The following is a 25,745-nucleotide window of genomic DNA, read 5'->3' on the forward strand; positions in this document are numbered from 1 at the left end:
GCCCAATATTCTGGAGCCGATCATGTCCCATCCCTTTGCTGCACTCACGCCTGATCTGGTGCTGGATGCCGTGGAGAGCCTCGGCTTCCTCAGCGACGCCCGCGTACTGGCTCTGAATAGTTACGAGAACCGCGTCTATCAGGTGGGCATCGAAGGCGAACAGCCGCTAATTGCCAAGTTCTATCGCCCCAAGCGCTGGACTGATGCGGCGATCAGCGAAGAACACGCCTTCAGCCAAGAGCTGGCCGAATGCGAGGTGCCGGTGGTTGCACCGCTCAGCCTCGAAGGTGAAACCCTGTTCAGCTACGCCGACTTCCGTTTTGCCCTGTTTCCCCGTCGCGGCGGCCGTGCGCCAGAGCCGGGCAATATGGATCAGCTTTACCGTCTCGGTCAGCTGCTTGGCCGCTTGCATGGGGTAGGCTCACTGAGACCGTTTGCCCATCGTGAACATTTGCAGGTGAGCAACTTCGGCCATGAATCACTGGCAACCTTGCTGAACGGCAACTTTATTCCGCAGAGTCTGCTGCCGGCTTACGAGTCCGTCGCCCGCGACCTGCTCAAGCGTCTGGACCAGCTGTTCGCGGCCAATCCGTATCAGTCGATCCGTCTGCACGGCGATTGCCACCCCGGCAACCTGTTGTGCCGGGACGATAGCTTCCACATCGTCGATCTGGATGACTGCCGTATGGGCCCGGCCATCCAGGACTTATGGATGATGCTTGCAGGCGAGCGCCACGAGCGTCTCAGTCAGTTGGCCGAGCTGGTCGAAGGCTATCAGGAGTTTCACGACTTCAACCCGCGCGAGCTGGTGCTGATCGAAGGCTTCCGCGCCCTGCGCCTGATACACTACAGCGCCTGGCTAGCACGGCGCTGGGATGATCCGGCCTTCCCCATGAGCTTCCCCTGGTTCGGCACGGAGCGTTATTGGGGTGAGCAGATTCTGACCCTGCGCGAACAGATCGCCGCGCTGGATGAGGAACCGTTGCGCTTGTTCAGCTAACGCTGCATCGCCGCAACGGCCTTGTGGATAACCTCGTCCACCGAGGCCGGGGGCTGCCACTGCAGCTGGACTTGCGCTTTGCGGCTGTCGACCCGTAATTCACCACACAGGCGTTGGGCTGCGCCGGAAGCGCCCAGCAGGCGCAGACCGGTGCTCAGCAGCCCTGCTGGGACGGGTACAAGCCATGAGCGCGACTGGAGTGCCGAGCGCATGTGCCGTGCCAGTTCAGCGACACTCAGGTCGTTACCGTCGCTGATTAGAAATAGCTCGTTGGCCGCTGCCGGATGCGTAGTGCACAAGCGCAGAAAATCCACCAGATTATCCAGCGCCACTAAGCTGCGGCGGTTATGCAGCGCGCCCAAGGGCAGCGGTCGGTTGCGCGCCAGTGCTTGCAGCAAGCGCAAAAAGTTAGCCTGCACGCCCGCGCCGTACACCAGCGGCGGACGCACAATCACCCATTCCATGCCGTGTTCTTCACAGAAAGCACGCACCAGCTGTTCGGCCTCCCATTTGGACTGACCGTAAGGGTCCTGCGGATTGGCTGGATCGCTCTCGCTGAAGGGCTGAGCGCCGGTACTTTCGCCGTTGACCTTGATTGAGCTGACAAACACAAAACGGCGTACGCCAGCCTTGGCAGCGGCCTGCAACAGGGCCTGCGTGCCCTGCACATTGACCGCGCGGAAGGCTTGCAGCGGATCGCTGGCGGTTTCATTCATCACATGCACCCGCGCTGCTAAGTGCACAACCACGTCAATTCCATCCAGCAGACCGGCAGGGACTTCGCCAGCAGCCAAGTTGCCCATTGCCCGCTGCGGCACGGACCAGCCGCTGTCGGCTGTGCGCAACGCAGCCACAACCTGGCTCGTTTGTGTAGCCAGCAGATGTTCAACAAGGGCGCGCCCGACAAGGCCGGAGGCACCGGTCACCAATACCTTCATCCAGAATGACTCGATCAGATTCAAACCGTCCCGCCAAGGCCCAGCAGGATGTGTGCCGCGCATAACGCCTGATCGCCGCGCCGCGGTCAACAGCAGGTTTAATTTTCCAGCACCAGACGCAAGCCCAGATGCGCAGGCGGCGTGCCGACTGAACAAGCACCGGCAATTGGGTCGCGGATAAAGTCTGATAAGGCACTGGGATGTCTGCCCGCCGCAATGCGAATGCCGCAAACGCCATTGGCAGCCATCAGGCCCGGCGGGCCGAAGCAGGTCTGGGTCCACTCCCAGACATTACCACCGACATTCAGCAAGCCCAGGCTGTTACGCGTCTGCTCAGCAAACTCCTGCAGAGTCTGGGATGGCGGACCGCGCCGCGCTTCACGCTCGTACTCCTGCAGCCAGCGCTGAGCGGGGTTATCAGGGTTATCCACAATGGCAGCATCCTGGACATAGGCCTCAGCAGCAGCCAACTGCCACTCGGCGTAATGGGGCAAGCGGTAGGTCTGCCCACTGCGTTGCGACAGCCAAGTGGCATAAGCCTGAGCATCCAGCCAGCTCAGGCCAGTGGCGGGAAGATCAGCGGCATAGCCTCTCTTGCCCTTGTCCAGTGGCGCGCAGACTGCATCCTCAACACACAAGGCATATTCGGCCTGACTGACCTGGCGCTGCATGATGGAGAACGCCGCGACGTGTTCCTCAACTACCGCAGAATTACCAGGCAATTGATAGCGCACCATACTTGCCGGAATCACCTGCAGAGCCACCTCGATAGGTGGCTCCGGTGACGAGCAGGCAGTCAGCACACACGCAGCCAGCAGGCCTGTGCATAACCCTTTCACCACTGCGTTACTCGCTGGTGATCGGCCCGGGCTCTTTGATCTGCTTCATCAGATCATCATTCCACTCGCCCTCAACTTTCACATGCCCTGCTGCGCCCAGTTCCATGGCTTCGATCAGGTTGTGATTAACGTAGGCATATACGCCGGGCTGTTTAAAGGTGTACAGCGCGGCCCCGGCGGAACCTCCACGGATAAACCAGGTTTCCAGATCCTTCTCAGGCGGATTGGCGAATTTGCCGGTTTCCCAAACCCAGTCGCCATGCCCGCCGATCAGGTGCGGACGGGTATCGCGATTGGCTTGCGAGTGAATAAACAGGACGCTTTCACCGACCTTGGCGGTCATGGCGTTCTCACCGGTCAGGGCTCCCACCTTGCCGTTGAACACCACGTGACTGGGGATAAGTCCGCGCATGGCTTCGCGGGTGTCCGGGTAGCTGGCCATCAGGCTCGGGTAGTCCTTGTACTTGCCGTCCTTATCTTTGGGGATATACAGATCGAATTCGCCGATGGTGTAAGCACGGTCATAGCGCAGCGGGTTTCCAGCCGGATCTTTCAAACCGTCACGGGGCAGCACCATCAGGGTTCCGCTCATCCCGGCAACCACATGCCAAGCCACCATGCCTTCCGGGGCGCAGTGATACACAAACGTGCCGCTGCGATCTGCTTTAAAACGCAGCACCGCCTCCTGCCCAGGCTGGACCAATGTGAGCTTGGCGCCGCCTAGCGCTCCCGTTGCCGCGTGGAAGTCGATATTGTGCGGCATGCTGTTGCTAGCTGGGTTTACTAAGGTCAGCTCAACGTAGTCACCTTCGTGCACCACCATGGTCGGCCCCGGCATTGAGCCGTCAAAGGTCATGGCTTGCAGCGTGGTGCCTTTACCGTCGATGACGACCTTTTTCTCTTCAATGGTCATGCGGAACTGGACGACTTTAGGCTTACCAGTCACAGCCTGATCATGCACATGCACGTTAGGTGGCGGGACCAGATTAACCTTTACCCGCTCAAGTCCTGCAGTGCTGTCAGCCTGTGCATAACTGCTGAAGACCAGAGTGACGGCCAATGCGAGGGGGGACAGATGTTTCATGTAGCTCTCCTTAGCTGAGGTATGGCTACATTGCACGGCAGCTCCACTCTGATTTTGTTGTCCTGGAACAACAAATGCCCTGAAATCCTGTCTGCTGTGTCAACTTGACTCAGCCACTACAATGTTCACTCAGCAATACAGCAATCATCTGGAATCACGCTTCAGCTCCCTTTCCTCAAGGACATTCATGAACACTGTCAATCCGCGCCGCGGATACGTACTGGGCCTTGCGGCCTACATCATCTGGGGCTTGTTCCCGCTTTATTTCAAAGTGATCCAGAGCGTTCCGGCGCTGGAGATCATTGTTCACCGTGCACTCTGGTCAGCCCTGTTTGGCGCGCTGATGCTGCTGGTGTGGAAGCATCCCGGCTGGCTGCGTGAGCTGTGCACAAACCCCAAACGCTTTGCGATTCTGGCCCTGAGCGGTGTGCTGATCGCCAGCAACTGGCTGGTGTATGTGTGGGCTGTGAATAACGACCGCATGCTCGAGGCCAGCCTCGGTTACTACATCAACCCGCTGGTCAATGTGCTGCTGGGCATGTTGATCCTCGGCGAACGTCTGCGTCGTTTGCAGTGGCTGGCGGTGGCACTGGCTGCAATTGGTGTGCTGGAGCAGGTCTGGCAGTTCGGCAGCTTGCCTTGGGTTTCACTGGCTCTGGCTCTGACCTTTGGTTTTTACGGGCTGATCCGTAAACAGGCACCGGTGGCCGCGCTACCGGGGTTGGTTGTGGAAACCTGGTTACTGCTGCCATTGGCCATCGGCTGGTTACTGCTTCATCCCGCTGCACAGAGCACTCAACCGGAGTTCTGGAGCAGCTCGGAAGCACTGTGGCTGATGGCCGCGGGGCCGATTACGCTGATTCCGCTGGTGTGTTTCAACGCAGCTGCACGCCATCTGCCCTACACCACGCTGGGTTTCCTGCAATACCTGGCACCCACGCTGGTGTTGTTGCAGGCAGTTTTCCTCTTCGGCGAACCCTTCTCTGGCAGCAAGATAGTGGCGTTTCTATTTATCTGGGCAGGGTTGGTGGTTTACAGCGTAGATGCATGGCTGAATCTGCGTAAAAACGCATTGAGCAAAAAATAATCAATTTCTTGTAGACGCCGGGGCATAAGGGCTACAGCCTGTTGCCCCCGGTTTATCCACAACTCCGTCCCCGGCGTTTGTGTGTAAGCCCAAATGACTGGCTATTTTTTGACCACACGAATCAAACCCAGACAGCACTAGGGCTTGGTTGAATGCTCCGCAAATCGCTCACAGAGTTATCCACGCAACGCGGGGATAAAGGACTCTGCCACCCATAGCCTCAGGCAGGTACAGAGACAGCAACGCCTGCGCCAGGCCAGTGACAGAGCAGCTGTACATATTTTGATCAAACCTCTGCACGCCTTTGATTGTGCAGGTTCCAGGCGACTACCCCCGCCTTATCCACAAAGCAGTCCCCGCCAATTGTGTGTAATGCAAAAACACTGCTCATTCTTTGAGCAGTCCGCGCAAAGTCGCGTGGCACTAGCGTTCTGCGCCCCACTCCCCAAACCGCGCACAGACTTATCCACCCGCAACGGGGATAAAACCGCTGCGAGACCAGTAATGTCGCGCTTGTGGCCCATTTCAACGGCGCAAAATAGGCCTCAACCAACGCTGCGCTCGCAGTGTGAATAGCTTTGCGCGGCATTGATCATTTTTTAGGCAAGTTGCGCTAATCCTTACCGTCTGCGGCGCTCAGCCAGTTGCCCCCGTTTTATCCACAAAGCCATCCACGCGCATTGTGAACAAGGCAAAACACCTGGTTAATTTTCAATCACTTCTCTGCAGGCCCCGGCTGGCAAGGCTTGGCGTGCAAGCTCCCCAATACGCCCACAGAGTTATCCACGCATTGGGTGCATAACCCACTATCAAAGCCTGATAAATCCGGGCTTGGACTTAAAATGCAGTAACTGATATCGACTGATTCTGACGCCTCAGTGCGGTGCGCCCAATTCGCCGACGTAGCTGATCAAAATATGATCAGCCAGCCACAAGCCGCGTAGACAAAGGCCCTGCGCGCTATACCCCCTGTTTATCCACAGAGGCATCCCCGCCGTTTGTGTACAAGCAGTGCGGGCTGTTCATTTTCTGAACATTACCGTCAAAGCCTGATCAGCCGTGGCTTAGCCGCCAGGCTCCCCAAAGCGCACACAGACTTATCCACGCGATACTGGGATAACCCAGTCACCATCGTGCTTGCAGCCAGATCGAGCCCCTCACCATAAGCCAATGCCGGCTAGCGGTGCGGGAGCGGGAATAACTGATTATTTTTTAACCATGAAGCTGCACACCAGATATGGCGGGGCTTGGCAGGCCTTGCCCCCGGCTTTTCCACAGGGCCATCCCCGGCAATTGTGTGCAAGCAGGAAATACTGTTCAAAAAACAGTCACATGGCTACAGCCCGCAAGGCACTATGGCCGCCTCTCAAGCTCCCCAAATCGCCCACACACTTATCCACGTGACTGGTGGATAAAGACAAAGCGAGCTGTAGAGAAACAGAGCGATAGCCAACAGACCGTAACAAGCGGGAAACGTGGGGAAAAACTGATTAAATTTCGTACAAGCCGCGCAACGCCTTGTGTGACGCGGCATCGCCCGACCTGCTCAGGGCTTATCCACACAGCCATCCCCGCCGTTTGTGTGTAACAGCAGGCGTTTGAACAAATACTGATCAATCCCGGCAAAGCCTTATGCGGCGGGGCTTTGCCGGACAACTCCCCATACCACTCACACGGTTACCCACAGCAGAGGTGGATAAACCGTGCAGTCAGTCCTCAGCGTGCAGTTTCAGATCAACCATCAGCTCGTCTGCCAGGCCTTCCAGATGGTTCTGCAAGTCCTCAAGGCTCAGACTTTGTGGCACAGCTAACAGCGCTTGCGCCTGAAACAGCAGCTCGCCGCTCATGGGCGCGGGGATGACTTCGGTGTTGAACCGTTCCAGATTGACACCCACCCCGCTGAGCAGCCGGGTAATGTCGCGGACAATACCGGGACGGTCATTACCTACCAGTTCCAGCCGGATCGCCTGCCAGGTGCCAACCGGTTCACCGCCCGCATCAGCCACATGGACGCGGATGCCAGTGTCTTCCAACGCCCTGAGCGCCGCCGCCAGATCGGCATGGGCGCTCGGTGGCGCAGCGATGCGCACAATCCCGGCAAATTGCCCGGCCATGCGTGCCATTCGGCTTTCCAGCCAGTTGCCGCCGTGGCTGCTGATGCACTGAGCGACTCGGCCGACCAGCCCCGGCTCGTCCCGGGCAATCAGTGTCAGAATCAGATGCTCCATGTTTGACGCCTCCGTAGTGAGTAAGAAACAGGCTAGACCGCCTCCCGACAAAAGCCCAATTAAGGCCGTCGCAATGGCTCAAACTGGCGTTATGTAGTGCCCTTCTGACCGACTAAAGTCGCAGCACAGCGCGCATCCGCTGCATTTCTGATGATCTTCATGTAGTATGCCGCGCCTCGGACTACAAAATTATTTTCTCCTGTCCGAAGCGGCTAAAAAGTAGAGCTGAGCAGAGTGAGGCTAGTGATGACTGAGCGCGTTCAAGTAGGCAGCCTGCAGGTTGCCAAAGAGCTGTACGACTTCGTTAACAACGAAGCTATTCCGGGTACCGGCCTGAGCGCCGAGAAGTTCTGGGCAGGTGCGGAAGCGGTCATCAATGACCTGGCTCCGAAAAACCGCGCCCTGTTGGCCAAACGCGATCAGCTTCAGGCGCAAATCGACAGCTGGCACCAGGCCCGCGCCGGTCAGGCCCATGATCCGGTGGCCTACAAAGCGTTCCTGGAAGAAATCGGCTACCTGCTGCCGGAGCCAGCTGACTTCCAGGCTACTACTCAGAACGTCGACGAAGAAATCGCCCTCATGGCAGGCCCACAGCTGGTGGTGCCGGTAATGAACGCCCGTTTCGCTCTGAACGCCTCCAACGCCCGCTGGGGCTCGCTGTACGATGCGCTGTACGGCACCGACGTGATCAGCGAAGAAAATGGAGCGGAAAAAGGCAAGGGCTACAACAAAGTCCGTGGCGACAAAGTGATCGCCTTCGCCCGCGCCTTCCTCGACGAAGCCGCGCCACTGGAATCCGGCTCCCACGTTGACTCCACAGCCTATGTGGTTGCCAACGGCCAACTGCAAGTCAGCCTGAAAAACGGCAGCAGCACCGGCCTGAAGAACCCAGCTCAGTTCATTGCCTTCCAGGGCGATGCGGCTGCACCGAAAGCGGTTCTGCTCAAGCACAACGGCCTGCACTTCGAAATCCAGATCGACGCCAGCACCCCGGTTGGCAGCACTGACGCCGCTGGCGTAAAAGACGTGCTGATGGAAGCCGCGCTGACCACCATCATGGACTGCGAAGACTCGGTTGCCGCTGTCGATGCGGAAGACAAAGTCGTGGTCTACAAAAACTGGCTCGGCCTGATGAAGGGCGACCTGGCTGAAGAAGTGTCCAAAGGCGGCACCACCTTCACCCGCACCATGAACCCGGACCGCGTGTACACCAAGGCAGACGGCAGCGAGCTGACCCTGCACGGCCGCAGCCTGCTGTTCGTGCGTAACGTCGGCCACCTGATGACCAACCCGGCGATCCTCGACGCACAGGGCAACGAAATTCCGGAAGGCATCCAGGACGCACTGTTCACCAGCCTGATTGCTATCCACAACCTCAATGGCAACACCACCCGCAAAAACACCCGTACCGGCTCGGTTTACATCGTGAAGCCGAAAATGCACGGTCCGGAAGAAGTGGCGTTCACTAACGAGATCTTCGGCCGCGTTGAAGACGTCCTGGGCCTGACCCGCAACACCCTGAAAGTCGGGATCATGGACGAAGAGCGCCGCACCACCGTCAACCTGAAAGCCTGTATCAAGGCTGCCAGCGAGCGCGTGGTGTTCATCAACACCGGTTTCCTCGACCGTACCGGTGACGAAATCCACACTTCCATGGAAGCCGGCCCGGTTGTGCGCAAGGCGGCCATGAAAGCTGAGAAGTGGATTGGTGCCTACGAGAACTGGAACGTGGATATCGGTCTGGCCACCGGCCTGCAAGGTCGCGCTCAGATCGGTAAAGGCATGTGGGCCATGCCGGACCTGATGGCTGCAATGGTTGAGCAGAAAATCGCTCACCCGCTGGCGGGTGCCAACACTGCATGGGTTCCGTCGCCGACTGCTGCCACCCTGCACGCCCTGCACTACCACAAGGTAGACGTGGCTGCCCGTCAGGCTGAGCTGGCCAAGCGCGAGCGCGCTTCGCTGGACGACATCCTGACCATCCCACTGGCCAAGGACACCAACTGGAGCGACGAAGAAATCCAGAACGAGCTGGACAACAACGCTCAGGGCATCCTCGGTTATGTAGTACGCTGGATCGACCAGGGCGTAGGCTGCTCCAAAGTGCCGGACATCAACGACATCGGCCTGATGGAAGACCGCGCGACTCTGCGTATCTCCAGCCAGCTGCTGGCTAACTGGCTGCGCCACGGCATCGCTACCGAAGAACAGATCGTGGCTAGCCTCAAGCGCATGGCGCCGGTGGTTGACCGTCAGAACGCCAATGACCCGCTGTACCGTCCGCTGGCTCCGGACTTCGATAACAACATCGCCTTCCAGGCGGCTCTGGAGCTGGTGATTGAAGGTGCCAAGCAGCCAAACGGCTACACCGAGCCGGTTCTGCACCGCCGCCGTCGTGAGTTCAAAGCGAAAAACGCTCGCTAAGACTGACGCACTGCAATAAAAAAACCGCCCCTCTGGGCGGTTTTTTTATTCAACAAAGGCTTAGGCAAACAGATTCAGCAAGCGCCCCGGGCCTTTTGAAAAGGCCAGCTGCACCCGGGTGTAGTCAGCATTGGCAGGGACTTTCATGCCGAATCCCGGCACCTCAATGGCTGCCAGATCGCCATGCTCGTGGTTATGCAGAATCCACACCTGCTCGCTACGCAGAAACTCAATGACTGCCGCAGAGACCCGAAAGCTCGACGCCAGCCCCACCGTATCAACCTGAGCAGTCTCCTTACGTCGCGCATAGCGACCGGCCCGCACTTCGTTGTATTTGGCCCAGATAAGCAAAATGCTGCCAATCACCAGCCCGCAGATGAGATACACAATCAAGGTGTCCAGAGTTGGTCTGACCTCAAACAGCAACTGCATGAAGGTCCTGGTCGAGGTACCGGTGTACAGGTCGCGGACTCCGATGATGATCAGACTGATGAAACCAACCCAGGCGATCAAAGTAAGCAGCGTATCTATGGTGCGCGGCAGCCAGTGCTGCTGCGTCCTAATCAGGAGAGACATGATTAATTCCTTTTAATCCCACGATCAGGGCTCACCCAGCGAGCCCGTTGTTGTTTTGCTTTAAGCATGACTTTGGGAAAGCTGACCAAGGTGGTGAACAAAGTCAGCAACCAGAACGCCATCGGGTACCAGATGATCCAGAACAGTGAGCGCGGCAGGTCTTTCTCGTAGCGCCGCTCAATCACCAAACTGACAGCAAACTGCATCAGGCACACGCTGGCCAACACCAATCCGGTAAAGGCTGGCGGAGCCATGCTCGCCACTCTCAGGTTTTCCGGCAGATCGACCACATAGCCGAGAGCCCAGAGCCCGATGGAAATGGCAAAGGTGAAGGCCCATATGGCGGATAAGCTGAACTCTGCAAGCAGCGGCCACATATAGCGGTAACGCCACTCCCAGATGCTACGGATGTTCTTCAGCAACACCTCTGCTCCGCCCTGCGCCCAGCGCAGACGCTGCTTCCACAGCCCGCGCAGGGTCTCCGGCATGAGAATCCAGCACAGCGCGCGGGGCTCGTAGAAGATGCTCCAATGATCCAGCTGCAGCTTCCAGCTGACATCAATGTCTTCAGTGATCATGTCCGGGCTCCAGTAACCGATGCGGTCCAGAGCGCTGCGGCGGAAGGCGGCGATCACACCGGATACGGTAAACACCCGGCCGTACACGCGTTGGGTGCGCTTGATCAAACCGATGATGGAAGAGAACTCGCCGACCTGAATCCGTCCGATCAGGGTTGAGCGTGTGCGGATCCGCGGATTCCCGGTGACCGCCCCAACACGCGGGTTGGCCAGCATTGGCTCAACCAGATAGCTCGCCGCATCCTGATCCAGCAGAGCATCGCCATCGATGCACACCAGATATTCGCTGCGTGCTGCCAGCGCGCCCATACGCAGGGCTACGGCTTTACCTTGGTTCTGCGCCAGATGCAGCACGCGCAGGCGCGGCTCCGCTTCAGCCAGGCGGTCCAGCACTTCGCCAGTGTTGTCGCGGGAACCGTCATTGATCACAATCACCTCAATGTTGGCATAACGCTGGGCCAGCGCTGCGCTGATGGTTTCCACCGCGTGCTCGCCCTCATTGAAGCAGGGGATCAGAATCGAAATCAGCGGCTCACCCGGCAGCTTCGGCGGGGACGAGTCCCTGCCCTGAGTCCACGGCCAGTGCCGTTCCCAATGCAGCCAGTAATACAGACCACCGGAAATCCACAGGGCCGACATAAACAGCGGGTAGAGAAAGATGAAGTCCAGCATGACCTGCCCCGTCAGTGTCAGTGCAACGCCAAACGGCGCTCCCAACACCACGGCCAGAATCAGTAATGCATATATGCGATCAATCATGGCAACGGATGCCAGGCATTGGAAAACGCCGGGCGAACCTCCTGCAAACGGGGCTGGTCATTGATGAAGTCATCCGGGTAGTAGCCGTAGTTGCGTACGCCGTTCCATTGCAGGCGATGCATCCACTGCACCAGCAGTTCGGTATCGATGGGTTTGCCTTGCGGCGTACTCCAATCCCGCGCCTGCAGTTCGAACACAGTGCGTGACAAGGCGTCAGGGCGTTCGGCGATGCGCTTGACCAGGCGATCCAGCCAAGCGTTGGAGTCTTCTTTGCTGATGCCTTCCATCAGCGGCATGGCCATCGGAGCTGTCCAGTCATAGGCCGCGAGGAAGTCATCCAGGTTCTGCGCGAACCAGGTTTCGCTGTACGGATTAAGGATCGGTTCTGCGTACATGTTGCGGGCTGTCTTAATCTGTGGCCCGCGAATGGCTTTGACCTTCGCCGTCAACTCGTGGGTGAAGTCGATCAGGTAGCGGCTCTTGTAACGGGTCCAGCGCTGCAGAGTGTCTTCATCAGCACGCAGACTGGCGATATCACCGGGCAGACCGGCCTTACGGTAAGCCGCCAGTGCCGCCGGGCTGGCATCTTCGAAATCCGACAGCAACGCATCATCGTGATACAGCACGCCGGTGAAATTGGTGTGGCGCGCCAAGTCTTCGTAGATTTCACCAATCTGCTGGCGCACCTTCGGATCAAACGGTGACAAGCGTTTGTACTGTTCTGTGCTGACCGCGACACGGCCATCTTCGGACCAGCTTTGAACCCGTGGCAAAGACGGATCAAGGTCATAGCTGAGCACCGGCATCCAGGCGAACACCTCCACCTTGGCCCGGGTACGCAACTGCCAGGCGACCCGGTTGAACAGGTCGGCGCGCATCGGCAGGTGACGGTTGGGGAAATACAGGGATTTGACCAGGCCGTCGCCTTCAGGATCGGCATATGCCTGAAGGAAAACGGTGCTGATGCGCATGTCTGCAATACGCTGCACCAGTTCGCCGAGATTGGCGTCCATCTGCTGCGGGTCCGGATCGTAGACATAATCCAGATCAACGTGGGCGATGCGCATCAAGGGCGACGCCTCAACCCCGGTGACCTGATCAGCAAAACGGCCGATATCAGGATCACCGTTAATCAGCTGACGCGGCCCGTCCTGCAGGCTGGACAGCGTACTCATCCCATCTTCCAGGGTCAGCGCCAGCTCATAACCCTGCTCGCCAACAATCTGCAGTGCAGTGCCGCTGGCCGCACCGTAAGGCCAAACCCAAACCCGCGGCTTACGGCCAGTAGCCGCCTGGATCTTGTCGGATATCTGCTTTACATCGCGCTCAATGCGCGTGCTGTAGTCGGCCTCGCTTTCGTACTCGCCACGCTGCGCGTCGTACAGGCGCGTGACCGCCGCAGGCTGCAGATTGCCCTGGGGATTAGCCAGCGCGCCGTAGTGCAGAGCGTTGGTGTGCGCGGCGATTTCGACCAGGCCGCTGCGGGAGATTTCACTCACCTGTTGCCACGTCAGGAAACGCTTGCGATCCACCGGCAGGCCGCCGAAATCCACTTTCTGCCCAGCCGGCGTATCGACCCAAACGCCCACCGGAGCAAGCACCGCCGGCCATTGGTAAGCCTTGAGCAGTGGCAGCACACGCTCGTAGAAACTGCTGTAGCCATCATCAAAAGTCAGTAATACGGCTTTGTCGGGCAACGCCGGACCGTTTTTGCGCGCAGCCAGAATCTGATCCACCGAGACTGCCTGATATCCATTGGCTTTAAGCCAGGCGAATTGCTCGGCAAGGTTGGCCGTACGCACCGACATAAAAGCCTGATCGGCAGTGGCATCCTCAACATCGTGATAGCCCAGCACCAGCACCTTGCCTTTAGGCCAAGGATTCTCGCCGGGCTCCACCACACGCTGCGCGGGTGGCGTGAAAGGCGGTGCCTCAACAGCGCATGCGTTAAGAATCAACAGTGCCATGATGAGCAATGCACTGCGGTAAACAGTCATCATCTGGAGTCCTCAGAAGCGGTAGTTGAGGTCGAACAGCAGGCGGATTTCCTGCTCACGATCGCCGTCATATGCACGGCTCAGGGCCGAAATACCCAAGCCGCCGTCGAAGCGGTCATCCATCCTCAGGCGCTGGGAATAGCTGATCAGCCCCACCGGATCGGTGCCGTAATTTTGCTGATTGATGGCCCCGGCCCCGACTTCCAACTGCTGTGTCCAGGCTGTCTGATAGCGCCGATACAAGGTCTGCTGGAGGCGCAAACGCGGCATCATCACGATCTCGGATTTGGGGTTGAAATAGGGCACGTCGTTATCACGACTGTTACGGTTGTAGGCCAGTTCAAGGCCCCAGTCCGCCTGCCAGGTCGGGCGGCTGTAGAAGCGCTGATAGCCATCCAGAACCAAGCCGAAACGATTGTTGCCATCACTGAAGTCAGCCACCGCAGAAGACAGCTGCCATTCACGCCGCTCATCCCCGCGCCAGCGCACAAAGCCGCTCACGCTGTTGGACGTCACCCCAGAGTTGAGTGCCCGCAGCGGGGTTAGCGCGGACAGGTAGTCGGCGCTCCAGCCGTACTGCCAGTAATCGTCAATGTCGTGGGTGCCACTGAGGCGTGCGCCGACTTTGTCACCTTCGCCATAGTTATGCCGCGACACCTCACCTTCGACGGTGTGATTGCGCACCCGCCACTCGGCTCCCGCACGCTGCCAACGATCACGGCCGCGACCTTCATCAAAATCCCCGCTGGCGTAACCGGCACCGGCAAACAGCCGCCAGTCACTGGCGATTGGCGGACTGTAGAGGACAGTGTCGATGCCCATGCTGTCACCGCCAGACACCGCACTGCCCGCCCCCTGGCCTCTGTAGCCGGAAACCCGCAGCTCGGCCATCTGATGCACGTCATGCAGGCGTTCCAGACGTTGCACAGGCAGGGTTTCCGGATAACGCTCAACCACGTCTGCAGTCAGCGCATCGACCTGACGCCACTCCTGAAGCTCAAGGCCAGCCATGCCCTGCTCCACTTCCAGTGCGGGGTTACGCGGGCTAGTGCTCTCGGCGATTTTTAACTGGTCCTCAGCCCGACGCGGCCAGCCACGGGCCAGATACAGGCTGGCCAGGGTGGTGCGAAGGTTGGAGTTGTTGGGCGCGCGGCTGACCAGATCAGCCAATACCTGTTCGGCTTGGGGCAGATCATTGTTTTCCATGAACGCTACAGCTCTGAGCACCTGCGCATCCAGCCAACGTGGATTGGGCTCAGGCTCTGGATTGCCCGTCAGATATAAGCGTGGCGGCTGCAGCACAGCCAAGTCTTCAGCTTGCTGCTGGGCCTGCTCCAGTTGCCAACTTTCCACACGCGCATAAAACAGGCTGCGATTGTCTTCCAGCCAGTCCGGGTGTTTGTCGTTCTCAGACGCCACCACTTCTTCATACAGGCTCGCAGCCAGCTCCGGCTGACGCATATACAGCGCCGCGGAAGCCACCCAGCGTTTGGCATAAGGCGGCAGACTGATCTGCTCGGCCTGCAGGGCGTGGTATTCAGCCAGAACGTCGGGCATGCGCACCAACGTGTGCAGTGCGCCGATCCGATCAATCCGTGCGCGGTTCACATCCGCCTGCGCATCGGGCTCCTCGCGCCAACTGCCGATCAGCTCGTCAGCCCGCGTCAGTGCAGCATCAGCCACCTGATAGCGCTCATGCTCAGAACGGGTAGAAAGGTCCGACAATCGCACCCGTTCAGCCAGCAGATCACCCTCCAACTGCCGCAGTTGTGACGCTGACAGCAACCCCGGATGACGCACGGCCAAAGTCAGGGCTGGCTCAGGCATGCCTGAGCGTTGCAGGCTGAACAGGTACTCGCGCAAAACATCTTCGCGCTGCGGAGCCAACTCAACAGCCCGGTCTATCTCGGCATGGGCCGCATAATTCTGCCCGGACGCGGCATAGGCGTAAGCCAGCGCCAAACGCCGGTCAGGGTTTTGCGGTGCCTCGTTGACCAGCAGTTGGCCCCGCGCAATGGCGGCGGAGAACTTGCCTGCATCAGCCAAGGTCATCACGCGCCCCAGCTGCAAGCCTTCATGCTCAGGAAAGCGCTGCACGCCTGCGTCGGATACGTGCAGAGACTGCTGCCACAGCCGCTGATTACGGTAGGCACGGGCAACCGTTGCCAGAGCATCAGCTGACAGAAACGCAGGGCGGTTTATCTGCTCGTACAGCGCTGTGACTTCCGCATCTTCACCGGCCCAGCCGGCGATTAGCAGGTGGTCGGTCTGATAGCGCGGAGAGGCTTCTGCGCGGTGTTCACGCAGGAAGTTCAACGCTGGTGCGTAGTCGCCATTTCTCGCTTTCTCGAGCAAGGCATCGTACGCGGGTTGCGCCAGAGCCAGGCGGCAAAACAACAGCGATGAACACAAAACAGACAATTTGAATACAGCAGAGCCACGGCCGCAGGGGTAGCCTGCATGCCTGACGACATCACTTCTGAGCACTTTTTACATCCTTGTGCGGCAGCCCAGTTTTCCTTCACTGCCTGTCACTAAACGACATGTATTTGACCATTCGCGCAATGATGCCACTCAAACGACATTAAATTGACTACAATCCGACGAAATACATTCGTCCCATTAAAAGCAGCTGCGCATTGTTTTAACCACTCAGTAGTTTTTTGACCCTGTGCATCGTGCCGCTCATAGACTTACGTCCAATGGTCAATAAACCGCACAAACATGAGGCTATTGGCCATAACTGGCGTGAGAAAGCCCATGACGCTTACGGACGCAATCACTCAGGCGGGCGTGACTGCCGTGAAGCAAAACATTCACGGCACCATGGAGTTCCTGCAGAAGTACCCGCCCTTCAATCAGATGGATGTGGCGCAACTCGCTTTTCTCGTGGAGAACTGCCAGCTGCGTTTCTATGCCGAGGGCGAGACCATCATCAAACCGGCAGACGGCCCGGTTGAGCACTTCTATATCGTCAAGCAGGGGCGTGTGCACGGTGAGCGCCCACATTCAGCGCGACGCGGTACCGAGACCACCTTCGAGATCACCACCGGCGAGTGCTTCCCGCTAGCGGCCCTGCTCGGCGAGCGCGCCACCCGTACTGAGCACCTGGCCGCCGAAGACAGCTTCTGCCTGCTGCTTAACAAACCGGCGTTTGTGCGCCTGTTCAGCCTGTCTGCACCGTTTCGCGACTTCGCCTTACGCGGGGTCAGCAGCCTGCTTGATCAGGTCAATCAGCAAGTGCAGATGCGTGCGGTAGAAACCCTCGGTTCGCAATACTCACTGGACACCCGCCTCGGCCAGTTGGCCGTGCGCCAGCCAATCAGTTGCGGCCCACAATTGAGCACCCGCGAAGCCGTGCGGCTGATGCACGAACAGCACGTGGGCAGCATCGTGATTGTGGATAACCAAGAGCGTGTCCAAGGTATTTTCACCCTGCGCGACCTGCGCAAAGTGGTCGCCGACGGCAGCAATCTGGATCAGCCAATCAGCCAACTGATGACCCAATCCCCTTTCCATCTGCCGCCAGAAGCCAGTGCTTTTGATGCGGCCATGGCCATGACCGAACGGCATATCGCCCACGTCTGTGTGGTTGCGGATGACAAGCTGGTCGGGGTGATTTCCGAGCGTGATCTGTTCAGCCTGCAACGGGTCGATCTGGTCCATCTGGCCCGCAGCATCCGCCATGCCGGACGCATCGAAACACTGGTAGCGATCCGCAGCGACGTGCAACGTCTGGTCGACAGCATGCTGGCCCACGGAGCCAGCTCAACCCAGATCACTCAACTGATCACCCTACTCAACGACCACACTGTGTGCCGCGTGATCGAACTGACCCTGGAAGACTTGGGCGACCCCGGTATTGCCTTTACCTGGCTGTGCTTTGGCAGTGAAGGCCGCAGCGAGCAAACCCTGCACACCGATCAGGACAACGGCATTCTCTTTGAAGCCGCCGACGCAGTGGAGGCCGCAGCCATTCGCGGCAAGCTGCTGCCACTCGCTCAAGAGATCAACCAGCGCCTGGCACTGTGCGGCTTTAGTCTGTGCAAAGGCGGAATCATGGCGGGTAATGCCGAGCTGTGTCTGTCACGCCACGAATGGTCGCGACGCTTCAGCCAGTTTATCCACGAATCCTCGCCGGACAGCCTGCTGGCCTCCACCATTTACTTTGATTTGCGTGCTGTCTGGGGCGATGCACAAGGCTGTGAGCACGTGCGCAGTGAGCTGCTGCAACAGATTGCGGATAACAGCCTGTTCCAGCGGCGCATGGCAGAAAACGCCCTGCGCCAAAAACCACCGGTGGGCATGCTGCGTAACTTCGTCGTCGCACGCAGAGGCGTTGACAAGGACACACTCGATCTCAAAGTGCAGGGCCTGACGCCATTTGTAGACGCGGCGCGTTTGCTGTCCCTAAGCCACGGCATCAGTGCCTGCAACACGCTGGAGCGCCTGCGCGAGCTGATCCGCCTGGAGGTGATTGATGCGCAAGACGGCGCGGCCTATGAAGAGGCCTATCATTTCATCCAGCAAACCCGCATGCAGCAGCACCAGCTCCAAGCCCGTGCGCAGCAACCTTATTCCAACCGGATCGACCCGGCGCACCTTAACGTGCTCGATCAACGCATTCTGCGCGAATCGTTCCGTCAGGCTCAGCGCCTGCAAAGCAGCCTCGCCCTGCGGTATCAACTATGAACAGCTTCAACTGGTTTAGCCGTCGCGGCCCAAGCCTGAGCGCCGAACAATTGCAACGGCGTGCACAACTGCCCGCGCCTGCTCCATTGAGTGGGCAGCCGTTAAGTCAGCAGCGCCTGGTGGTGGTTGATCTGGAAACCAGCGGTCTGGACATGAAACGCGACGAGGTTTTGTCGATCGGTGCAGTGGTGATCGATCAGGGCGCGATTCAACTGGCTCAGACCTTTGAATGCACCCTGCAACGGCCGGATCATCAGCCCAGCGCCAGCACCCTGATTCACGGCATCGCGCCCAGCGCCATCGCCAGCGGCGTGGAACCCGCGCAAGGGCTGCTGGACTTTATGGAGTTTCTTGGCGACAGCCCGCTGCTGGCGTTTCATGCCGGATTTGACCAACGCATGCTGGCCCGCGCCCTCAAGCAAAGCCTGGACTATCGCCTGCAACACAGCTTCTTCGATGTGGCGGAATTGGCCCCGATGCTCTGCCCGCAGGCCGGTATCCGCAACGGCGGGCTGGATGACTGGACCCGCTACTTTGGCCTGCAGGTCCAGCAGCGCCACCATGCCAGCGCCGATGCACTGGCCACCGCCGAGCTGGGGCTGATCCTGTTTAGCAAAGCGCGGCGGCAACAGGCCGATAGCCTGCAAGCGCTGGAACAGCGCCTGAGCCAGTGGCGCAGACGGCAGCAGGCGTTGTCGATGTAGGGCTTATAAATCCCGCATTAAGAGCCCGAACGGCAACTCCACATCCTGTGGCACCGGCAAGTACAGCGTGTGGCCGTCGCCCGGCGCGACTGGCATCGACTCGCCTTTGCGGTTCTCCAAGTGCTCCAGCTTGAAGCGCAGGTTGCCTTTGGGCGTCATCAGCTCAATGCCGTCACCGACTGCAAAGCGGTTCTTCACCCGTACTTCGGCCAGATCGCCGCGGCGCTCGCCGGTCAACTCCCCCACAAACTGCTGACGGTCTGACACCGAGCTGCCGTGCTGGTAGTTCTGGTATTCGTCATGCACATGGCGGCGCAAGAAGCCTTCGGTGTAGCCGCGATGGGCCAGCGACTCCAGGGTATCCATCAGGCTCTTGTCGAACGGTCGACCGGCCAGCGCATCATCAATCGCCTTGCGGTACACCTGCGCAGTGCGCGCCACGTAATAGTGGGACTTGGTGCGGCCTTCGATCTTCAGCGAATGCACGCCCATGTTCACCAAACGCTCCACATGCTGCACAGCGCGCAAGTCTTTGGAGTTCATGATGTAGGTGCCGTGTTCATCCTCGTAGGCGGCCATCTGCTCGCCGGGGCGGCTGGCGTCTTCAAGCAAGAACACCTGATCAGTCGGCGCGCCAACGCCAAGGGTCGGCTCAACGATTTTGACGATATCGCCCAGCTCGTTTTCCTGCGCGGTTTCGGTCTTGTACTGCCAGCGGCAGGCATTGGTGCAGGTGCCTTGGTTCGGGTCGCGCTTGTTCATGTAGCCGGAGAGCAGGCAGCGGCCGGAATAGGCCATGCACAAGGCGCCGTGGACGAATACTTCCAGCTCCATTTCCGGTACTTCATGGCGGATTTCTTCGATCTCTTCCAGCGACAGCTCACGGGACAGAATCACTCGGGTCAGTCCCTGCTGATGCCAGAATTTGACGCTGGCCCAGTTCACCGCGTTGGCCTGCACAGACAGGTGGATTGGCATGTGCGGATAATGCTCGCGAACCATCATGATCAGGCCCGGATCAGACATGATCAGCGCATCCGGCTGCATCGCAATCACCGGTTCAAGGTCGCGCAAAAAGGTCTTCAGCTTGGCGTTATGCGGGGCGATGTTGACCACCACATAAAACTGCTTGCCCTGAGCGTGCGCTTCGTTAATGCCCAGTTGCAGGTTGTCGTGATCAAACTCGTTATTACGCACCCGCAGGCTGTATCGCGGCTGCCCGGCATACACCGCATCCGCGCCATAGGCGAAGGCGTAGCGCATGTTCTTGAGGGTGCCTGCCGGAGATAACAGTTCGGTGTAACGAGGAAGGGATGCCATGGATCACACACTCAGCGAAAAAAGCCGGGCAGTTTATCCACGCAGGCACAGGCAAGCATTGATCTGAGTCTATACATCGCCCAACTACGACCGGCCATCACTTTAGTACCAATTAGTACCAACTCCTGATTGCGAAGCGAGATGCGTCCTGACACGATATGCGAATTATTCTCATATAAAGCCATGCCATCGAGGTTATCGTGCGCGCTGACGACTCTACTCATCAGCAATTGCTCAGCCTGTACTACCGCGACCACCGCGACTGGCTACTGGGCTGGCTGCGCAAAAGTCTGTACTGCCCAGACCGCGCCGAAGACCTCAGCCAGGACACCTTCGTGCGCCTGATGGGGCGCAGCGACCTCGACCAAACCCGCGAACCCCGCGCTCTGCTCAGCACTATCGCCCGCGGCCTGCTGATCGACTATTTCCGCCGCAGCGCGCTGGAACGCGCCTATCTGGATGAGCTGGGACAACTGCCCGACAGCGCCCAACCCAGCCTGGAAGATCAGGCGCTGGCACTGGAAGCGCTAAAAGAGATCGACCGCCTGCTGGGCGGGCTTTCCGCCAACGCCCGCGCCGCGTTCTTGCACAACCGCCTGGATGGCATGGGCCATGCTGAGATTGCCGAGCGCCTGGGAGTTTCCGTATCCCGCGTGCGTCAGTATCTGGCCCAAGGCCTGCGTCAGTGCTACATCGCCGTTTATGGACAACCCGAATGAGCGCGGTTTCATCTAAGGTTCTCGACGCCGCCATCGAATGGCAGCTGTGCCTGGATTCGGGCACAGCCAGCGATGAGCAAAAACAACAGTTTGCCCTCTGGCTGGCGATTCACCCGGATCACGCCAAGGTCTGGCAACAGCTCAACGGCCTGGATGTTCGCCTGGCCTCGGCGGCTGACGCGCCAGCCCGCCATGCACTGCTTCACAGCGCCCCTAAACAACGCCGTCGTGTGCCCAGAGCCGTATTGAGTCTGGTTCTGAGCGCTGGACTGGCATTGGCCGCTCTGCATCAGCACCGCCCCCTGAGCGACTACTTGGCCGATGAGCATACTGGCTTTGGCGAACAGCGTGAGCTGCAGCTCAGCGACCGCAGCCGCGTGCGCCTGAATAGCGGCAGCGCACTGGATATTCGCTTCGACGAAAAACAGCGTCTGCTGTACCTGCGCAGCGGTGAAATCCTGATCGAAACCGCTGCCGGTGACACCCGCCCGTTTATCGTCGAAACCGGCCAAGGCCGCCTGCGCGCCTTGGGCACACGCTTTCTGGTACGGCGTGAAGGCGACGCCACCCGCCTCACCGTCCTCCAGTCTGCCGTGGCCGCGACTCCGGCTAACCGCAGCGAAAAGCGCGTCATTAACGCAGGTCAGGAAGTGTTAATGCAGCGCGATCAACTTGGCCCCAACCAGCCGGCAGCCCTAGGCGCTGAGGCCTGGAGCCACGGTATGCTGGTGGCTGACAACATGCCCCTGGCGGACCTGCTCGCCGCTCTCAGTGACTACCGCAACGGCTACCTGAGTGTGCATCCGAGCCTGGCCGGGCTACGCATCAGCGGCAGCTTCCCACTGCATGACACAGATAAAGCGCTGGCAGCCTTACCACCCAGTTTGCCCGTGCAGATCGAGCAAATTGGCGATTGGTGGACACGGGTCATTCCGGCAGAAAGGGCCAAATGAAAATAAATTTCGTTTAGCCCTGTCACTTTTTGATCCTGCTTCGGCAACTGGTCAATGAGATGCATTCCCGTTAAGGAGAGTTTTCTAATGACCCGTTCCCTGCCCCTGTTCCGCCCCGCCGTGCTTGCGCTTGCGATTACCTGCGCGGGCGTCGCCCAAGCACAGACTTACACCCTGCCCGCCGCCGCGCTGAGCAGCACCCTGACCCAGATTGCCAGCCAGGCAGGAATCGCCCTGAGCATTGACCCTGCCCTTACCGCAGGCAAGCAATCCGCACCGGTCCAAGGGGAATACGATGCCATCAGTGCGCTGCAACAAGCCCTGCAAGGCAGCGGCCTGCAACTGAAATCCAACGGCAGCGGCAGCTACAGTCTGGCCCCTGTTGAAGCGGAAATGACCCTTTCCAGCGCCAGCATCAGCGGCCAGCAGATCATGGAGGGCAGCGCCGCAGACGGTTACCGCAGCAGTGCAGTGAAAAACCTCGGTGCCCTCGGCGGCATGAGCCTGCAGGACACGCCCTATTCGGTCAGCGTGGTCTCCAGCGAATTGCTGAAGAACATTCAGGCCACCGCCAGCGATGATGTGTTCAAGCTCAACCCGGCCACCCAGTTCACCTCACCCACCACCGCCGGTTATGCCAGCGCTGTCAGCATGCGCGGCTTCAGCGGTCCGGGAAACCTGAGCGTGGCCAATGACGGTCTGCGTTTCAGCACCGGCTACGACAGCGGCAACTACATTGAAGAAATGGAGCAGCTTGAGATTCTTACCGGTCTCAGCGGCTTCCTGTACGGCCCAGCCAGCCCCGGCGGCTTGGTCAACTACGTGCTTAAGCGCCCGACCTACGAGCGCTACAACAGCGTGACCCTGGGCAACGCCGGCGGTGAGAACTATTACCTGCATGGCGATTTTGGCGGCCCAATCGACGACAACGGCGTGCTTGCCTATCGCGTCAACGTGCTCACGCAAGACGGCGAAACCGCTATTGATATGCAAAAGCGCCGCCGCCAAATGCTCAGCGCCGCGCTGGATTGGAACGTCAGTGACGACCTGTTAATCCAGTTCGATGCCTCCTACAAAAAGACCGAAAACCGCGGGCTGACTAGCTACTGGTACTTCGGCGACCAGGCCCTGCGCCCGGACGCCAGCGATCTGGATAACGACACGCTGTACAGCCAGCGCTGGTCCTTCTCCGACAGCGAACACAAGCGTGTTGGCAGCCGCTTTAACTGGAGCATCGACGACACCTTCACCCTGCGCGGCGCACTCGCCTATACCCGCTACACCGAGGAATACGCCTACACCGGGCCAACGGTCTACAGCGCAGGCACCTACAGCCAGCCGCTCTACGCCTTCGCTCCGACAGAAACGGAAGAAACCTCGGCTAATCTGTTCCTGGATGCCGACTTCAACACCGGCTCGGTCAATCACAAAACCACGGTGGGGTATCAGGGCAATATCGCCCGTATCCGCCAGTACACCGACTACATCGACCTGGCCTACCAATACCAGTCGCCAGTCGGTGAAATCCCTCTCGGCCAACACCCGCAAGTACCGAAGCCGGATTACTCGGTCGGTCATGGCGACCAGCGTTTGGGCTCGCGCAGCCAGTCGGACAACTGGCTGATTGGTGATGTCATCTCCTTCAATGATCAGTGGTCGACGATCCTCGGCGTGACCCACACCACCATCAAAACCTTCGACAGCAACTTCGTCTGGAACGAGGCCTATCCCGGCTCCTTCCCACTGACCGAAAACAACTACAAAGAGAGCAAGACTTCGCCCAACGTCTCGCTGATCTACAAACCGCTGCCCTGGCTGACTACTTACGCCAGCTACATCGAAGGCATGCAGGCCGGCGGCATCGCCCCCAATGATGCCCTCAACGCCGGACAGGCGTTGGCTCCGCAAGTCAGTGAGCAATACGAAATCGGCGTTAAAGCCACTGTTGGCGAAACCCTGCTGACCTTGGCGCTGTTCAATATCGACAAGCCCAACGCGTTCAAGAACGACGCCAACATCTACACCGACGATGGTCGCCAGGTGAACAATGGCCTGGAGTTCGGCATCACCGGCAAAGTGCTGCCTGAGTTGACGCTGGTGGGGGGGGTGACCTTGCTTGATCCGAAGGTCAAAGATGCCAGCAACCCGGCCCATGAAGGTCAGAAACCCACCAATGTCGCCAGCGAATTGGCCAAGCTGTATGCCGAGTATGAAATCAACGCCGTACCGGGCCTGGCCCTGACCGGCGGAGCCTACTACACCGGCAAACAGTATTCAGATGAAGCCAACCAACACAGCCTGCCGTCCTTCACCACCTTCGACGCCGGTGCCCGCTACCGCGCGCAGTTAAGCGACGACAGCGCACTGACCTTGCGCAGCAACATCAGCAACATCGGCAATAAAGAATACTGGCTGAGCAGCTACTACCTGGGCGCGCCACGCACCCTGACCTTCTCCGCTCAACTGGAGTTCTGATTCAACGTTCAGAACTTAGTGTTATCAAGGCCGGTCCATGACCGGCTTTGGTTTTTGGATTTGATATGAAAAGTACAACCATTCGACGCTGGTTATTTATTCACACCTGGACCAGCCTGATTTGCACCCTGTTTCTGCTGCTGTTGGCGCTGACCGGTCTGCCTCTGATCTTTCACCACGAGCTTGAGCACCTGCTCGGTGAGGCCCCCGAGCTACGCGCCATGCCCGTGGACACACCACACCTGAGCCTGCAGGAGCTGGTGCAGGCCGCCGAACTGCATCGCCCCGGCGAAGTGGTGCAGTACTTCGGCTACGACGAAGATGAACGCAACGGCGTGATTGCCATTACCGCTGCCACCGCAGGCACCGAACCCAACTCGTCGCACACCTTTATGCTCGATGCCCGCAGCGGCGAGGCGGTGGAAATGCCTGCGGCCAACGGCGGCCTGCTGATGGTGATCCTGCGGCTGCATGTGGATATGTTCGCCGGTCTGCCCGGCAAGCTACTGCTGGCCTTTATGGGACTGCTGTTTGTCGTGGCGATCATCTCCGGCGTGGTGCTCTACGCGCCATTTATGCGCCGGCTCAAGTTCGCCGAAGTACGCCGGCATAAATCCAGCCGCACACGCTGGCTGGACCTGCATAACCTGATCGGCATCCTCACCCTGACCTGGGCGCTGGTGGTGGGTGTAACCGGCGTGATCAGTGCCTGCGCTGACCTGCTGATCGAAGCCTGGCGCAACGAATCACTGGCCGCGATGGTCGAGCCTTATCGCGACGCACCGCCCCTGACTGAGCGAGCGCCCGTCAACGAGGTACTGAACATTGCCGCCAAGGCTGCGCCCGGCATGCAGCCTGACTTTATCGCCTTCCCCGGCACGCGTTTCTCCAGCGAGCACCACTACAGCGTCTTCATGAAAGGCAGCACACACCTGACCGCACACCTGTGGACCCCGGTATTGATCGACGCCAAAACCCTGGAGGTTACCGCCATCGGCCAACGCCCTTGGTACATGGACGCGCTGTCGATGTCACAGCCGCTGCATTTCGGTGATTACGGCGGCCGCCCGATGCAAATCTTGTGGGCCATTCTGGATGTACTGACCATCATCGTTCTGGGCAGCGGCCTATACCTGTGGTGGGTGCGCCAGCGCGCCCCGGCCAAACGCAATGAGCGCACGGAGGTTGCCGTATGAACTGGCGTCAATCGACCTTTGCCCTGCCGATGCTGATCGGCCTTCTAAGCGCTATCGGCCTGATCAGCGCGCTGCTCGGCGATGGTGGCTGGGACGCCGTCGCCTGGCTTGGGCTCGGCATTCCAGCGCTGCTGGGTAGCTGGCCGCTGCTGCGCCGCTGAGGCAGAAAAACACCG

At 59.2% G+C, this 25,745-nt stretch carries 19 protein-coding genes; 10 read left to right on the top strand and 9 right to left on the bottom strand.

The window, feature by feature from the left end:
- The first annotated feature begins 22 nt into the window (after positions 1-22).
- Positions 23-1,000, top strand: a complete 978-nt coding sequence (locus AO726_RS15400; protein ID WP_058068987.1) for a serine/threonine protein kinase — start codon at positions 23-25, stop codon at positions 998-1,000.
- Here the strand turns inward: AO726_RS15400 and AO726_RS15405 are convergent.
- From AO726_RS15405 to nirK, 3 genes are read right to left on the bottom strand one after another with little or no spacing between them, the layout of a single operon-like run.
- Positions 997-2,001 (bottom strand): NAD-dependent epimerase/dehydratase family protein, encoded by a 1,005-nt coding sequence (locus tag AO726_RS15405; protein ID WP_342633126.1) that lies wholly within the window; start codon positions 1,999-2,001, stop codon positions 997-999. The two genes, AO726_RS15400 and AO726_RS15405, sit on opposite strands and share 4 nt — an antisense overlap.
- A 35-nt stretch (positions 2,002-2,036) precedes the next feature.
- Positions 2,037-2,780 carry a formylglycine-generating enzyme family protein gene (locus AO726_RS15410; protein ID WP_058068988.1) on the bottom strand — a complete coding sequence of 248 codons (744 nt, stop codon included), beginning with the start codon at positions 2,778-2,780 and terminating at the stop codon, positions 2,037-2,039.
- Between the two features lie 4 nt (positions 2,781-2,784).
- Positions 2,785-3,861: a copper-containing nitrite reductase gene (gene nirK, locus AO726_RS15415; protein WP_058068989.1), complete on the bottom strand. Its 1,077-nt coding sequence runs from the start codon at positions 3,859-3,861 to the stop codon at positions 2,785-2,787.
- Positions 3,862-4,048: 187 nt separating this feature from the next.
- Between nirK and rarD the strand changes: the two genes are divergently transcribed.
- A complete protein-coding gene (gene rarD, locus AO726_RS15420; RefSeq protein WP_058068990.1) occupies positions 4,049-4,948 on the top strand; it encodes an EamA family transporter RarD in 900 nt (299 codons plus the stop codon).
- Between the two features lie 1,709 nt (positions 4,949-6,657).
- On the opposite strand, the gene AO726_RS15425 is transcribed toward rarD, so the two are convergent.
- The gene (locus AO726_RS15425; RefSeq protein WP_058068991.1) at positions 6,658-7,176 is read right to left on the bottom strand and encodes a glycine cleavage system protein R; all 519 of its coding nucleotides are present in this window, start codon (positions 7,174-7,176) and stop codon (positions 6,658-6,660) included.
- Positions 7,177-7,422: 246 nt separating this feature from the next.
- On the opposite strand from AO726_RS15425, the gene AO726_RS15430 reads away from it, so the two are divergent.
- Positions 7,423-9,600 (top strand): malate synthase G, encoded by a 2,178-nt coding sequence (locus tag AO726_RS15430; protein WP_058068992.1) that lies wholly within the window; start codon positions 7,423-7,425, stop codon positions 9,598-9,600.
- Positions 9,601-9,660: 60 nt separating this feature from the next.
- On the opposite strand, the gene pgaD is transcribed toward AO726_RS15430, so the two are convergent.
- From pgaD to pgaA, 4 genes are read right to left on the bottom strand one after another with little or no spacing between them, the layout of a single operon-like run.
- On the bottom strand, positions 9,661-10,176 hold the full coding sequence (gene pgaD / locus AO726_RS15435) for a poly-beta-1,6-N-acetyl-D-glucosamine biosynthesis protein PgaD (RefSeq protein WP_058068993.1): 516 nt from the start codon (positions 10,174-10,176) through the stop codon (positions 9,661-9,663).
- 2 nt (positions 10,177-10,178) lie between these two features.
- A complete protein-coding gene (gene pgaC, locus AO726_RS15440; RefSeq protein ID WP_058068994.1) occupies positions 10,179-11,513 on the bottom strand; it encodes a poly-beta-1,6-N-acetyl-D-glucosamine synthase in 1,335 nt (444 codons plus the stop codon).
- Positions 11,510-13,510 carry a poly-beta-1,6-N-acetyl-D-glucosamine N-deacetylase PgaB gene (pgaB, locus tag AO726_RS15445; RefSeq protein ID WP_206542522.1) on the bottom strand — a complete coding sequence of 667 codons (2,001 nt, stop codon included), beginning with the start codon at positions 13,508-13,510 and terminating at the stop codon, positions 11,510-11,512. Before pgaB ends, pgaC begins: the two co-directional genes overlap by 4 nt.
- A gap of 12 nt (positions 13,511-13,522) precedes the next feature.
- Complete coding sequence (pgaA, locus tag AO726_RS15450; RefSeq protein WP_446737429.1) at positions 13,523-15,997, bottom strand: poly-beta-1,6 N-acetyl-D-glucosamine export porin PgaA; 2,475 nt, start codon at positions 15,995-15,997, stop codon at positions 13,523-13,525.
- Positions 15,998-16,270: 273 nt separating this feature from the next.
- Between pgaA and AO726_RS15455 the strand changes: the two genes are divergently transcribed.
- Positions 16,271-18,202: a putative nucleotidyltransferase substrate binding domain-containing protein gene (locus AO726_RS15455; protein WP_058068996.1), complete on the top strand. Its 1,932-nt coding sequence runs from the start codon at positions 16,271-16,273 to the stop codon at positions 18,200-18,202.
- Positions 18,199-18,906, top strand: coding sequence for a 3'-5' exonuclease (locus AO726_RS15460; RefSeq protein WP_058068997.1), 708 nt, complete (start codon positions 18,199-18,201; stop codon positions 18,904-18,906). Before AO726_RS15455 ends, AO726_RS15460 begins: the two co-directional genes overlap by 4 nt.
- Positions 18,907-18,909: 3 nt before the next feature.
- Here the strand turns inward: AO726_RS15460 and trhP are convergent, their stop codons facing one another.
- On the bottom strand, positions 18,910-20,226 hold the full coding sequence (trhP, locus tag AO726_RS15465) for a prephenate-dependent tRNA uridine(34) hydroxylase TrhP (protein ID WP_058068998.1): 1,317 nt from the start codon (positions 20,224-20,226) through the stop codon (positions 18,910-18,912).
- Between the two features lie 188 nt (positions 20,227-20,414).
- Here trhP and AO726_RS15470 point away from each other — a divergent pair, with 188 nt between their 5' ends.
- From AO726_RS15470 to AO726_RS21275, 5 genes are all read left to right on the top strand, one after another.
- Positions 20,415-20,945 carry an RNA polymerase sigma factor gene (locus tag AO726_RS15470; RefSeq protein ID WP_342633129.1) on the top strand — a complete coding sequence of 177 codons (531 nt, stop codon included), beginning with the start codon at positions 20,415-20,417 and terminating at the stop codon, positions 20,943-20,945.
- Positions 20,942-21,898 carry a FecR domain-containing protein gene (locus AO726_RS15475; RefSeq protein ID WP_058069000.1) on the top strand — a complete coding sequence of 319 codons (957 nt, stop codon included), beginning with the start codon at positions 20,942-20,944 and terminating at the stop codon, positions 21,896-21,898. The genes AO726_RS15470 and AO726_RS15475 overlap by 4 nt, the downstream gene beginning before the upstream one ends.
- 87 nt (positions 21,899-21,985) lie before the next feature.
- On the top strand, positions 21,986-24,373 hold the full coding sequence (locus AO726_RS15480; RefSeq protein WP_058069001.1) for a TonB-dependent receptor: 2,388 nt from the start codon (positions 21,986-21,988) through the stop codon (positions 24,371-24,373).
- 65 nt (positions 24,374-24,438) lie between these two features.
- A complete protein-coding gene (locus AO726_RS15485) occupies positions 24,439-25,569 on the top strand; it encodes a PepSY-associated TM helix domain-containing protein (protein WP_058069002.1) in 1,131 nt (376 codons plus the stop codon).
- Entirely contained in the window at positions 25,566-25,730 is a 165-nt protein-coding gene (locus tag AO726_RS21275; RefSeq protein ID WP_162838889.1) for a hypothetical protein, read from the top strand. Before AO726_RS15485 ends, AO726_RS21275 begins: the two co-directional genes overlap by 4 nt.
- The last annotated feature ends 15 nt before the right edge of the window (positions 25,731-25,745 follow it).

The sequence above is a fragment of the Pseudomonas sp. TTU2014-080ASC genome (genome assembly GCF_001446935.1).
GTDB lineage: Bacteria > Pseudomonadota > Gammaproteobacteria > Pseudomonadales > Pseudomonadaceae > Aquipseudomonas.

Excerpts from the sequence above, each read along its gene's own strand:
- AO726_RS15460 (WP_058068997.1), top strand. The coding sequence starts at position 18,199 with ATGAACAGCTTCAACTGGTTTAGCCGTCGCGGCCCAAGCCTGAGCGCC.
- AO726_RS15405 (WP_342633126.1), bottom strand. The coding sequence starts at position 2,001 with ATGCGCGGCACACATCCTGCTGGGCCTTGGCGGGACGGTTTGAATCTG.
- AO726_RS15400 (WP_058068987.1), top strand. The coding sequence starts at position 23 with ATGTCCCATCCCTTTGCTGCACTCACGCCTGATCTGGTGCTGGATGCC.
- AO726_RS15430 (WP_058068992.1), top strand. The coding sequence starts at position 7,423 with ATGACTGAGCGCGTTCAAGTAGGCAGCCTGCAGGTTGCCAAAGAGCTG.
- AO726_RS15485 (WP_058069002.1), top strand. The coding sequence starts at position 24,439 with ATGAAAAGTACAACCATTCGACGCTGGTTATTTATTCACACCTGGACC.
- AO726_RS15480 (WP_058069001.1), top strand. The coding sequence starts at position 21,986 with ATGACCCGTTCCCTGCCCCTGTTCCGCCCCGCCGTGCTTGCGCTTGCG.
- pgaB (WP_206542522.1), bottom strand. The coding sequence starts at position 13,510 with ATGACTGTTTACCGCAGTGCATTGCTCATCATGGCACTGTTGATTCTT.
- AO726_RS15455 (WP_058068996.1), top strand. The coding sequence starts at position 16,271 with ATGACGCTTACGGACGCAATCACTCAGGCGGGCGTGACTGCCGTGAAG.
- AO726_RS15475 (WP_058069000.1), top strand. The coding sequence starts at position 20,942 with ATGAGCGCGGTTTCATCTAAGGTTCTCGACGCCGCCATCGAATGGCAG.
- nirK (WP_058068989.1), bottom strand. The coding sequence starts at position 3,861 with ATGAAACATCTGTCCCCCCTCGCATTGGCCGTCACTCTGGTCTTCAGC.
- rarD (WP_058068990.1), top strand. The coding sequence starts at position 4,049 with ATGAACACTGTCAATCCGCGCCGCGGATACGTACTGGGCCTTGCGGCC.
- AO726_RS21275 (WP_162838889.1), top strand. The coding sequence starts at position 25,566 with ATGAACTGGCGTCAATCGACCTTTGCCCTGCCGATGCTGATCGGCCTT.
- trhP (WP_058068998.1), bottom strand. The coding sequence starts at position 20,226 with ATGGCATCCCTTCCTCGTTACACCGAACTGTTATCTCCGGCAGGCACC.
- pgaD (WP_058068993.1), bottom strand. The coding sequence starts at position 10,176 with ATGTCTCTCCTGATTAGGACGCAGCAGCACTGGCTGCCGCGCACCATA.
- pgaC (WP_058068994.1), bottom strand. The coding sequence starts at position 11,513 with ATGATTGATCGCATATATGCATTACTGATTCTGGCCGTGGTGTTGGGA.
- AO726_RS15425 (WP_058068991.1), bottom strand. The coding sequence starts at position 7,176 with ATGGAGCATCTGATTCTGACACTGATTGCCCGGGACGAGCCGGGGCTG.